General features: G+C 66.2%; 1 protein-coding gene. It reads right to left on the bottom strand.

Annotated features, from left to right (window positions below; all coding sequences use genetic code 11):
- Positions 1-240 (bottom strand): helix-turn-helix domain-containing protein (locus SM757_RS35355; RefSeq protein WP_322468918.1); only part of this gene is annotated, 240 nt, incomplete at both ends.

Raw genomic sequence — 240 nt, 5'->3', positions numbered from 1 at the left:
CCATCTTCAACTGGTCCGGTGTCTTGTCGGCAATCAGGCGTTGCACCTCGTGCTCCTGGCTGGCGTCGAGCCGGCGGTGCTCGCCGAGCTTGCGGCCTGCCTCGGCGTCGTGCAGTCCATCAGCACCCTTGGCCGCGTGGCGCTTGCAGATGTCGAACACGCCCGTACGACTCAGGCCCGTAAACGCTGCGATCTCGTCGTAGGTGTGCTCCGCCTCACGCAGCCGAATGACCTGCGCGC

Source organism: Azohydromonas lata (assembly GCF_034427735.1).
In the GTDB taxonomy this organism is placed as follows: Bacteria; Pseudomonadota; Gammaproteobacteria; order Burkholderiales; family Burkholderiaceae_C; genus Azohydromonas; species Azohydromonas lata.
The sequence above is the reverse complement of the archived record's forward strand: the minus strand, read 5'-3'. Positions and strand labels throughout refer to the sequence as shown.